The sequence below is a fragment of the Microvirgula curvata genome (genome assembly GCF_054781615.1).
Window position 1 is genome coordinate 1 of the sequence record NZ_BAAGUB010000024.1, and the last position, 11116, is coordinate 11116.

Annotated in this window: 12 protein-coding genes; 2 read left to right on the forward strand and 10 right to left on the reverse strand. The window is 64.7% G+C overall.

Annotated elements, in window-relative coordinates; all coding sequences use genetic code 11:
* Positions 1-193 precede the first annotated feature (193 nt).
* Both ACYVG8_RS10525 and ompR read right to left on the reverse strand, forming a co-directional pair.
* Entirely contained in the window at positions 194-1555 is a 1362-nt protein-coding gene (locus tag ACYVG8_RS10525; protein WP_028500480.1) for an ATP-binding protein, read from the reverse strand.
* Entirely contained in the window at positions 1555-2289 is a 735-nt protein-coding gene (gene ompR / locus ACYVG8_RS10530; protein ID WP_028500479.1) for an osmolarity response regulator transcription factor OmpR, read from the reverse strand. The genes ACYVG8_RS10525 and ompR overlap by 1 nt, the downstream gene beginning before the upstream one ends.
* Positions 2290-2484: 195 nt before the next feature.
* On the opposite strand from ompR, the gene ACYVG8_RS10535 reads away from it, so the two are divergent.
* Entirely contained in the window at positions 2485-2799 is a 315-nt protein-coding gene (locus ACYVG8_RS10535; RefSeq protein WP_028500478.1) for a hypothetical protein, read from the forward strand.
* A gap of 175 nt (positions 2800-2974) precedes the next feature.
* Here ACYVG8_RS10535 and ACYVG8_RS10540 read toward each other — a convergent pair whose 3' ends face one another.
* The 4 genes from ACYVG8_RS10540 to ACYVG8_RS10555 all read right to left on the reverse strand — a co-directional run bounded on the left by ACYVG8_RS10540 (position 2975) and on the right by ACYVG8_RS10555 (position 6678).
* Positions 2975-4495 (reverse strand): fumarate hydratase, encoded by a 1521-nt coding sequence (locus tag ACYVG8_RS10540; RefSeq protein ID WP_112692891.1) that lies wholly within the window; start codon positions 4493-4495, stop codon positions 2975-2977.
* A 149-nt stretch (positions 4496-4644) separates the two neighbouring features.
* Positions 4645-5130: a MarR family winged helix-turn-helix transcriptional regulator gene (locus tag ACYVG8_RS10545; protein ID WP_233495295.1), complete on the reverse strand. Its 486-nt coding sequence runs from the start codon at positions 5128-5130 to the stop codon at positions 4645-4647.
* 141 nt (positions 5131-5271) lie between these two features.
* Positions 5272-6321 (reverse strand): hypothetical protein, encoded by a 1050-nt coding sequence (locus ACYVG8_RS10550; RefSeq protein WP_156952602.1) that lies wholly within the window; start codon positions 6319-6321, stop codon positions 5272-5274.
* Positions 6322-6354: 33 nt separating this feature from the next.
* Positions 6355-6678, reverse strand: a complete 324-nt coding sequence (locus ACYVG8_RS10555) for a metal-sulfur cluster assembly factor (protein ID WP_036386950.1) — start codon at positions 6676-6678, stop codon at positions 6355-6357.
* Positions 6679-6759: 81 nt separating this feature from the next.
* On the opposite strand from ACYVG8_RS10555, the gene ACYVG8_RS10560 reads away from it, so the two are divergent.
* On the forward strand, positions 6760-7212 hold the full coding sequence (locus tag ACYVG8_RS10560; RefSeq protein WP_028500473.1) for an RrF2 family transcriptional regulator: 453 nt from the start codon (positions 6760-6762) through the stop codon (positions 7210-7212).
* 6 nt (positions 7213-7218) lie between these two features.
* Here the strand turns inward: ACYVG8_RS10560 and ACYVG8_RS10565 are convergent, their stop codons facing one another.
* From ACYVG8_RS10565 to ACYVG8_RS10580, 4 genes are all read right to left on the reverse strand, one after another.
* Positions 7219-7962, reverse strand: a complete 744-nt coding sequence (locus ACYVG8_RS10565; protein ID WP_460745742.1) for an NAD-dependent protein deacylase — start codon at positions 7960-7962, stop codon at positions 7219-7221.
* Between the two features lie 26 nt (positions 7963-7988).
* Positions 7989-9374, reverse strand: a complete 1386-nt coding sequence (locus ACYVG8_RS10570) for a DEAD/DEAH box helicase (RefSeq protein WP_028500471.1) — start codon at positions 9372-9374, stop codon at positions 7989-7991.
* 250 nt (positions 9375-9624) lie between these two features.
* Positions 9625-10548, reverse strand: a complete 924-nt coding sequence (locus tag ACYVG8_RS10575; protein WP_028500470.1) for a CobD/CbiB family protein — start codon at positions 10546-10548, stop codon at positions 9625-9627.
* 130 nt (positions 10549-10678) lie between these two features.
* Positions 10679-11116, reverse strand: a 438-nt coding sequence (locus ACYVG8_RS10580; protein ID WP_460745743.1) for an autotransporter domain-containing protein, incomplete at its 5' end; no start/stop codon positions are given.

The following is an 11116-nucleotide window of genomic DNA, read 5'->3' on the forward strand; positions in this document are numbered from 1 at the left end:
CGCCTACACTTATCGGTTGTCTGTTTTGTTAAAGAGCGTTTTTCCGAACTGAATCAGCGACTTGCTGCTTCGTTCGGCGCTGCGTCGTGCAGCGAGGAAGCGAACTATACGTCCGCCCCTCCCTTCCGTCAACACCCGTTTTCCGCTTTTTTGTCACCGATTCGGCAAGTCCTTGAGAGAAAAAGGCTTTGTTTCAGCCTTCAGCCGCCCCCTTGCGACGCTCGGCCAGCGCGGAAATGACTTTCCGGGCCGGTTTCGCCGCCGGAAGCGGGAAACCGACACCGACGGAGAAGCCGTCGGTGTCCTTGAGGAATGCCAGCCGGGCAGCGTGTGCATCGGCAATGCGCTTGACCATGGCCAGTCCCAGGCCGGAACCGCCGTCGGCGGTCCGGGCCGCTTCACCGCGCGTGAACGGCCGCAACAAGCGGGCGGTGGCCTCATCCGGAAAACCGCTGCCGCCATCGTGGACCTGCAACCACAGGCAGCCATCAGTCTGATGTACACGAACCGTCACCGGCGGCTGACCGTAACGCAGGGCGTTGTCGATCAGATTGCCGAGCAGACGCCGTACGGCCACTGGCCGGATCGGAATGTCGAGCAGCGGATGGTTGTCGTCCAGGCTCACCGGTTTGCCGTCGCGCTGATAGGGTTCGACCACGTCCCGGGCGAACAGGTACAGGTCAATGCGCTCCAGCGCTTCGTCCGGTTCGCCGCGCGCGTAATCGGAAAACTGCTTGAGGATGCGTTCGATGTCGGACAGGTCGGTCAGCATGCCATCCCGCAGCCAGGCTTCATCCATCATCTCGACTGACAGTCGCATGCGGGTCAGCGGCGTACGCAGGTCATGCGACACGCCGGCCAGCATGATGCGGCGGTCCCCTTCCAGCTCATGCAGGGCCTGTACGGTCCGGTTGAACTGGCGTGACAGCAATCGGAATTCGTCCGGTCCCGACTCGACGAGCGGTTCCGGGGTTTCGCCACGCTCCAGCCGCGCCGCAGCCCGATGCAGTTGCGCCAGCGGCAGCGACATGCGCCATGCCATCCATGAAGCGGCGAACAGCACGATGGCCAGGAAGGCGACGATGGTCAGCGGCCAGGTCGAGCCCACTTCGCTGTGCAAGCGCCCCAGCGGCAGGATCAGCCAGTACGGTTTGTCGAGAATGGTCACCGCCAGCCACAGCTCGTTGACCGGGTCACGCTCGACCCGGGCGTCGTCAATGACCAGCCCGCCGGCGGCCAGGGCCTGCATGATCGAGCGCTGTTCGCGGGTGGACGGGGTCAGCTCCGGTGGCATCAGGCCATCGGCCGGTACCAGGTTGATCCCGCCCGGGTGGTTGTACGCATCGAGGAAGCGATCACGCGCAGCGACCGGCAACCCTTCAAGCTGCTGCTCGGCATCGGCGAGGACGTCGAAGATCTGTTCGGCCGTCTGCTGGGCAATCAGCCGCTCGCGGCTGGCCCCGAAGATCAGCACCGCCACCAGCTGGCTGAGCAGCACCGTGCCCAGCAGCAGCCAGGCAAAGCGACCGAACAGACTGCGCGGCACCAGCCGCATCAGACGTTTTCCCCGTCCGGCACGAACACGTAACCAAAGCCCCACACGGTGCGGATGAAGCGCGGTTCGCTGCTGTCGGCTTCAATCAGCTTGCGCAGGCGGGAAATCTGCACGTCGACGCTGCGGTCGAACGCTTCGATATCGCGTCCGCGCGCCAGCTGCATCAGCCGTTCGCGCGACAGCGGTTTGCGCGGATGGGTGACCAGTACCAGCAGCATGGCGAATTCGGCCGGCGTCAGCGCCACCGGCTCGTCCTTGCGCCGCAGTTCGCGACAGCCGGCGTCGAGCACGAAATCACCGAACGGGTAGCTTTCCCCGGCCGCCGTTTCCGCCGCCAGCGCCGGCACCGGTGCCTGGCGCCGCAGGACGGCCTGGATGCGCGCCACCAGCTCGCGCGGGTTGAACGGTTTGCCGAGGTAATCGTCGGCGCCCATTTCCAGCCCGACAATGCGGTCGATATCGTCGCCCTTGGCCGTCAGCAGGATGATCGGAATCGTTTCCCCGGTCGCCCGCAGGCGCCGCACCACGGACAGTCCGTCCTCGCCCGGCAGCATCAGGTCGAGCACGATCAGGTCCGGCCGGCGTTGCTGCAGGCGCTGGTCCAGCCGGCTGGCATCGGCGTAGGCATCGGCATCGAATCCCTGCTGTTGCAGGTAACGCAACAGCAATTCGCGGATTCGCGGATCGTCGTCGACGATGAGGATTTTCTTGGTGTTCAGCGTGTCTTGGGTCATGGTGCCTAGTGTATTCGTGATTTTTTATTCCGCAAATCCAGGCGATACAGTCATTTACATGTCCTGCCCGCCACGACACAGCGTCGCAACACCGCCGCGTGTACAGTGCGAGGCATCAGAGGGAAGATGGCGAAGCCGCCCCGGCAAGGTCATTTCACCTATATGATTTATTGTTTCCATTGAGTGGTGAGGTTGATGAAAGGCTTGTTTTACAGTCTGCTGTCGATCGGCGCCCTGATCTCCACCATGACCCGGGCAGCGCCGCCGAGTGATCGCGGCCAGCAGGTCGAACCCTGGCGGGAGCATCGCGAACGACGGCTGCAACAGGCGCTGGAGAATGGCGATGTGACCCAGGCCCAGGCCGAACGTGCCCGCCGCCAGTGGGAGGAGCGCCGCTCCTCGCGCAGTCAGCCGCGCGATCCCGGGTCCGCCCGTGAACCGGTTCGCCCGATCCGTCAGGACTGGGCTCCGGATGCGCCCCAGGGCTGGCGCAATGATCGCCGGTTCTGATCCTTGTCCCCAGCGAGCGGGGATGGCGGCGTGGACAATCTGTGGATAAGTCATCCAAGTTGCTGTCCGCACACCGGATTCCCCTTTCTGCCTAAAATTTGGGCAGCCCGCACTGAAATCCCGAAATAAAACAGCCCGTCAGTATTGACGGGCTGTTTTCATTTGTTCCGCATGGTCAGGCGACGGCAACCGGGATCTTGCCGATCCGGGCCTGCCAGGTCTTCGGCCCGGTCTGGTGGACGCTCTCGCCACAGGCGTCGACGGCAACCGTCACCGGCATGTCCCTGACGTCGAACTCGTAGATCGCTTCCATGCCCAGGTCCTCGAAGCCGACCACGCGCGCGTGCTTGATGGCCTTTGCCACCAGGTAGGCTGCGCCACCGACTGCCATCAGATAGGCGGACTTGTGCTTCTTGATCGCCTCGATCGCAACCGGGCCGCGTTCGGCCTTGCCAACCATGGAAATCAGGCCGGTCTGGCTGAGCATCATTTCGGTGAACTTGTCCATCCGCGTTGCGGTGGTCGGGCCGGCCGGGCCGACGGCCTCGTCGCGCACCGGATCGACCGGGCCGACGTAGTAGATCACGCGGTTGGTGAAGTCGACCGGCAGCGTTTCCCCCCTGGCCAGCATGTCGTTGATGCGCTTGTGCGCAGCATCGCGACCGGTCAGCATCTTGCCGTTCAGCAGCAGGGTCTGGCCCGGCTTCCAGCTGGCGACCTGTTCCGGCGTCAGCGTATCCAGATCGACACGGGTGGCGACCTCGGTGTCCGGCGCCCAGCTGACTGCCGGCCAGTCTTCCAGCTTCGGCGTTTCCAGATGCGCCGGACCGTTGCCGTCGAGGTGGAAGTGCACGTGGCGGGTCGCGGCACAGTTCGGGATCATGGCCACCGGCAGGCTGGCGGCATGGGTCGGGTAGTCGAGGATCTTGATGTCGAGCACCGTGGTCAGGCCGCCCAGGCCCTGGGCACCGATACCGAGTGCGTTGACCTTGTCGAACAGTTCAAGCCGCAGCTCTTCGACCCGGTTCTGCGGACCGCGGGCGATCAGCTCATCGATATCGACCGGCGCCATCAGCGATTCCTTCGCCATCAGCAGCGCCTTTTCCGGCGTGCCGCCGATGCCGATGCCGAGAATCCCCGGCGGACACCAGCCGGCCCCCATGGTCGGCACGGTCTTCAGTACCCAGTCGACGATCGAGTCGGACGGGTTCAGCATGGCCATCTTGCTCTTGTTTTCCGAACCGCCACCCTTGGCGGCACAGATCACTTCGATGCCGTCACCCGGGACGATTTCGTAGTGGACCACGGCCGGCGTGTTGTCGCGCGAGTTCTTGCGCAGACCGGCCGGATCGAGCAGCACGGACGCGCGCAGCTTGTTGTCCGGGTTCAGATAGGCGCGGCGCACCCCTTCGTTGACCATGTCCTGCACCGATTGCGTCGCATCCCAGCGCACGTTCATGCCGACTTTCAGGAACACCACGGCAATGCCGGTGTCCTGGCAGATCGGGCGGTGCCCTTCGGCACAGAGTCGGCTGTTGGTCAGGATCTGGGCGATGGCATCCTTGGCGGCCGGGCTTTCTTCGCGCTCGTACGCGCGGCCCAGTGCCTGGATGTAATCTTTGGGGTGGTAGTAGCTGATGTACTGGAATGCGTCAGCGATGCTGGCGATGAAGTCCTCTTGGCGGATGACGGCCATCTGTTTCTCCGGGTGCGCTTGTGCAGAAAATTGTCACAAGATTGTACCGGAGACTGCGGACAAAGGCGGACCACACAGTCTATTGAACATCCGCACGGCCGGACGGGCTTGCCCCGCCCCGGCGTGCCACCGGCCATGCCGCCGGGCCGTCAGTCGCGGGCCGCGTATTCCGCCAGCCGGGCCATGACCCGCCACCAGGCAGCCATGTCCGCTTCGCCGACCGATGCGGCGATCTCGTCCATCATCCGCAATTGGTTTTCGGACAGCTGCCCGAGCAGGGACTGCCCGCTGTCGGTCAGTCGCAGTTCCTTCACCCGCCGGTCATGGCTGGCGATGCCGGCCACAATCAGTTGCTGTTCCTGCAGGTGGCGCAGCGGCGCATTGACGGCCTGCTTGCTGACCCCCAGCACGCGCAGCAGCATGTTGACGCTGATGCCGGGATTGCTGCCGACAAAATGCAGGATGCGGTGATGGACCCTGGCCAGACCGCGAGCAGCCAGCATCTCGTCGGGTTTGCTGGTGAAGGCGCGGTAGGTGTAGTACATCAACGAGATAGGATCGTTGAGGGAATGGGGCATGATGGTCGTCGGCATGGCGGCATGGATGGTCTCGCGGATGGCGCATTGTAACGTCATTGCCCGTGATTCGATGATTGCCCAAGGTCAATCAATATGACATTAAGCATTCCCCGCGCACGAAAGCGAGCCCGGCCGACAGGCGGCAGCAGATGAAACCGTCCATTCAGCCCTCCCCGGCGAACCGCCGCGTGCACCACGCTATCGGCCGGGACGCGAGCGCCGGCGCCCTTCGCGCAGTGCATTGAGCACCAGCAGCATGAAGGCCAGCAGTGCCACGCCATTCAGCGATGCGCCGAGCGCGACCCAGTCGGCCCGCGCCAGCCAGCCGCCACTGAAACGGATCAGCAGGCCGATATTCAGCAGCAGCAGGGGCAGGTAGAACTGTGGCCGGTAGCGCGCCTTCAGCCCGCTGACGGCGGGCAGGATGATCAGCGCATGGCCGAACACCATCGACAGCACGAAGCCGATCACCACGCCGTGCAATGCCATGTCGTATCCCGGCCCGGCCTGATAGCCACCGCCGGCCATCAGCGCCAGCGCCGATAGCGCCAGCCAGGCATAGCCGGACAGCAGGCAGATGGCGACAAAACGCGGCAGGCCCTGGCCACGGACGGTATGCCGGGCCACGTCGAAGCGCACCATCCAGGCCGCCAGCGCCAGCAGCGCCAGTCCGGTCAGCAGACCCGCACCACTGAGCAGACCGGCCAGCCACAGCAGCATGACGGCATCGAAAGCCCGTTCAGCCCACGGCGGCCGCGGCGCGAAGCGCGACAGTTCCAGCCGTTCGGCGGCAATGGTCAGCACCAGAAAGGCCATCCACCAGCCCAGCACTTCGGCCAGCGGTCGCGCCATCAGCCACAGCACATTGCCGATGCTCCAGCAGCCGGCGGCCACCGCCAGGTAAAAGGTGAAGTTCTGTGCCTGCCGGCGCCAGACACTGACCGACATTGCCACCAGCATCAGACTGGCGGCAGTGATCAGCAACATGCCTTCCGGACGTCCGGCCAGCAGCAGCAGGGCGCCGAGCCAGGCACCGACCGGGGCCAGCCAGCCCCAGCGCTTGCCGAGCGCCACCGCCCGCTCCAGCGCAATCAGGCTGCCAAAGAAGCCACCGACCATCAGCGCACCATGCCAGCCAATCCCGCCGGCGCTGGTCGGCACCGGCACGCCAACCCTGACCAGGCCACCGGCCACGGCCATCCACAGCACCAGCGGGAACGTCAACAGCAACAACAAGCGGAGTTTCATGGCAATCCTTGCCGGCATGGAGGGGAAAAGGCGTCAGACCGGCTGGTCGTCCTGCCAGCCGAAGCGTTGCCGCAGTTCCGGCGACATCCGCGCCGGCGACCATGCCGGCTCCCAGACCACGCTGACGTCGATCTGCCAGTCGTCGGGCAGTGCATCGAGCAGGGTCTGCCGGACGTCGTCATACAGCATGTCCCCCATCGGGCAGGCCGGCGAAGTCATGGTCATGCTGACAGACAGGCTGTCGGCGCCCAGCTCGACGCCGTAGATCAGCCCGATGTCGACGATATTGAACCCCAGTTCGGGGTCGATCACGTCCCGCAGCAGGTCCAGTACGCCATTCCGGTCGATATTCGCCATGTCGGCCCCTTTAAGATGTAAAATTTATACCACTAATAGTACGCCCTGCCCGGCCCACGAATCAATGAGGCGACAATTCCGATGAGACTGACTTCCTTCACCGACTACAGCCTGCGGGTGCTGATGTACGCCGCCCTGTGCGATGACCGTCTGGTCACCATTGGCGAACTGGCTGACACCTACCGCATTTCTGCCAACCATCTGATGAAGGTCGTGCACCTGCTGGGCCAGCATGGCTATCTGCTGACTGTGCGTGGCAAGGGGGGCGGCCTGCGGCTGGGCCGCGCACCGGCGCAGATCAATCTGGGCGAGCTGGTCCGCCTGACCGAGGGGAGTGACGCGCTGGTCGAGTGCTTCGGCAGCGAACACTCGGCATGCCGCATCGAGCATGCCTGTCTGTTGTACGGGGTATTGCGCGAGGCGCAGGAAGCGTTTTTTTCCACGCTGGGGCACTACACGCTGGCATCGCTGCTGGAAAGACCGGTACCGTTGTCCCGTGCACTCGGGCTGACCATTCCGATCACGCCGGCCTGATATCGCTTACAGCGTCAGGCTCAGTTTCGGCGCGAGTTCACGCGCCACCAGCCCGATCCGGTCGGTGATCCGCAGGTCGAAGGCCGACTCGAACTGGGTCGGCCCCAGGTTCACCAGCACGGTGCGCAGGCCGATGCGGCGGGCGATCAGCGGCAACTGGTTGATCGGTCCGACTTCCAGCGACGACCCCATCACCAGCAGCAGGTCGCAATCGGCCAGGGCGGCCACGGCATCGTCCATGCGCTCGACGGCTTCGCCATACAGCACGACATCCGGTTTGAGGATGTCACCGCAGCGGCTGCATTCCGGCAGCGTGTGGGCATTGATCCAGTCCAGGTCATGCACGGTGCCGCAACTCGGGCACTGCGCACGCTCGATGGAACCATGGACTTCGACGATATGCCGGCTGCCGGCACGGGCGTGCAGGCCGTCAACGTTCTGCGTGACGACGGTAACGTGCCGGTCTCCGTCATCCAGGGCGGCCAGCAGACGGTGACCGTCGTTCGGCGCATGGCCGGCGGACAGCTTCAGCTGGAAAATATCCTTGAACGCTGCCCAGAATGCGACCGGGTCGCGGTAGAAGTAATCGATGGAGATCACTTCCGGCAGACTCTGGTCGCGGGTATAGCGTCCCTGGTAGGAGCGGAAATCGGGGATGCCGGATTCGGTGCTCATGCCGGCGCCGGTCATGACGACCAGACGCCGGGAGGCAGCAATCCACCCGGCCAGTTGATCGAGTTCGGCAGTCATCGGATCAGGCGGCAGGGGAAGTCGGGTCAGGCGCGCTCGTAACGCGGCGGCAGCAACAGTGCCGGCACTTCGCGCGGCTCGCGCTGGAAGCGCGGGGTCAGCGGCAAACGCCGACCCTGCCTGAGCGGCAGCTCGTCATCGTCGTCGTCATCCACATCGCTGCGATCGTTGTCGACGTTCTCGATGCGGCTGGCCTTCACCGGCGCCGGTTTGCGTTCGGCCAGTGCCGGACGGGGCGGGCGCTCGGTCACCGGACGCGGAATCCAGCTCGGCCAGAAGGCGTTGTGGCATTCCGGCTTCAGCGTCTGCCGGGTCAGCTTTTCGATGGCTTCGAGCAGGCGCTGTTCGTCTTCACTCATCAGCGACAGGGCAACACCGGAGCTGCCGGCGCGGCCGGTACGGCCAATGCGGTGCACGTAGTCTTCGGGCGAATTCGGCATCTCGAAGTTCACCACGTACGGCAGTTCGGTGATGTCGAGCCCGCGCGCGGCGATGTCGGTTGCCACCAGCACGCGCAGCTTGCCATCCTTGAACGAAGCCAGGGTATCCAGTCGCGCCTGCTGGGCCTTGTCGCCGTGGATGGCTTCGGCCTGGATGTGATCGAACTGGCGCAGTTCGCGTGCCAGCCGGTCGGCACCCTGCTTGGTGCGGCAGAACACGATGACCTGGGTCATTTCGCGCTCATTGATCAGGCGGCCAAGCAGCTGGCGCTTGCGGGCACCGTCGACGGCGAACACGCGCTGTTCGATCGACGCCGCGGTCGCGTTCTGGCGAGCGACCTCGATGGTGATCGGGTCGGTCATGAATTCGCTGGACAGACGCTTGATCTCGGCCGAGAACGTGGCGGAGAACAGCAGGGTCTGACGCGTCTTCGGCAGCAGGCTGATAATGCGGCGGATGTCGGGGATGAAGCCCATGTCGAGCATGCGGTCGGCTTCGTCCAGCACCAGCATTTCGACCCGGTTCAGGATGACGGTTTTCTGTTCGATATGGTCGAGCAGGCGTCCCGGTGTGGCGACGACGATTTCCACCCCGCGGCGCAGCGCTTCTTTCTGCGGATCAATATTGATCCCGCCAAAAACGACGGCATGACGCAGCGGCAGGTATTTGCGGTATTGCTCGACCGACGAGGCAACCTGGTCGGCCAGTTCGCGGGTCGGCGTCAGGATCAGGCAGCGCACCGGGTGCATGGCCGGGCTGACGCTGGTGCTGGCATGCCGGCGCAGGCGCGCCAGGATCGGCAGCGTGAACGCGGCAGTCTTGCCGGTCCCGGTCTGGGCGGCGGCAAGCAGGTCCCGTCCGGCGAGCACTTCAGGGATGGCGCGCGCCTGAATCGGGGTTGGCTCGCTGTAGCCGAGCTCATCAATAGCACGCTGAATCTCTGCGGGCAGTCCCAGTTCGGCAAACGACATCTTGTGGTATCTCCTGCAACAACGGTGGCGGTTCAAGGGGGCGAACTATACGCGCCAAAGCAATGAAATTCCACGCTTTTCATGAATGATACGCATGGAATGACCAAGCCCCCGCAGTCGGGGGGCTTTTGCGACATCGAATGACCCGAATCGGGGCAAGATCCGCGGGCGGCGGGCAAACCGCCCCCGGAGCAGGCTTTCCCCTGATCCGGCGCAACGGGATGATCGGCAGGCGGGCGGCCTCCCCCGCTCACACCAGGGCGCGCGCCACGGTGAACAGCAGGATCACGAACAGCCACACCACGACAGAACGCCAGACCAGACCGATCGCACGCTTCAGGTAATCCGGGTCGGCATCGTCGCCGACGCCGAGTTCCGGGCGGTACTTGACGGTGTAGTCCTGCCGCAGCGGATCACCGAGCTTGACGCCAATGGCACCGGCCGCGCTGGCCAGCAGAATGCCGTAGGCGTAGTTGCCCCAGGCCTGGGCCTGGGCACGCCAGCAGTACACGGCATCCTCGAAATCTCCCATCACGGCAAAGGTGGCACTGGTCAGCCGGATCGGCAGCCAGTCCAGCCATTCGCTGATCCGGCGGGCCGGCAGACCGAAGCGGTCGCCGAACTGCAGGTCGCGCACGCCCCACTTCTGGTACAGCATGCTGGCCAGACGGTACAGCACCGCACCGCTCGGCCCCGGCAGCAGTACATACCAGAACATGGTGCCGAACACATGCCGGTATGAGTCGACCACGCCCTGCTCGATGGTCAGGCGCGAAATTTCGTTGACGTCGAGCTCCGATGTCGGCTGCCCGGTCCAGCGTCCGAGCGACAGCTGTGCGTCGATGACACGGCCTTCGTTCAGCGCCTCGGTAATTTCGGTCAGCGCACTGGAAAAGTGGCGGAACCCCATCGTCAGATAGAGGATGCCCACGTTCCAGACCAGCGCCAGCAGTGGCGACAGCTTGTGCAGCGAGTAAAACACGGCCAGCGACAGGATGACCGGCAGCAGCACGGCCAGCAGCCAGGCCAGCATGCCGTGGCGGGACTCGCCCGCATTGAAATTGCGTTCGAGCGTGTTGGCGTAACGGGTGAACTGCAGGAGCAGGCGGTTACGATTGCCGAGCGGCCGCAACTGCTCCAGCGCGAGAGCCAGGATGATCGAGATCAGAGTCATGTCGTGCCGGGATAAAACAGGTTGTTGGGACAATACCATAAACCATCAAAACGGCAGAACGGCAGACGGGCCGGACAATGCTGCATCCGGCCCGGGCTGGCAGGCAAAACCGCCAGAAAAAGCCGCGGGCTCAGTACAGCAGCCGCCAGTTCGCCATCACGCCGCGGTCCTGACTGCCGTCGTCGCGACTCAGGTAGCCCTCCAGGCTGAAGCGCCCGTGGCGTCCCTGGTGGCTGAGGCCCAGCCGACCGTCGTAGCCGAAGCGGCGCCGGCCATCCTCCGCCGCCAGGGCAAAGCGGGCATCCGGCGCACCGGCCAGGCTCGCCTCCCGCCGGCCGGCCTGACGCAGCATGGCCGGTCGGCCATGGAACTGTGCATCCAGCTGCCAGCCTCGCGACCGCGAATCCCGCCCGTCATGGCTGAAACGCAATCCCAGCAGCGCCTCCAGCGCCACGTCGTGCCGCGACGTCACCCGCAGCCCGAAGGCCCCGGCGTCGCGTTCCCGCAGTGCGCCGTCTCGCTGGTAGCGCAGCCTGACGCCAAGCAGCGGGGTCAGCACCGCACCGCC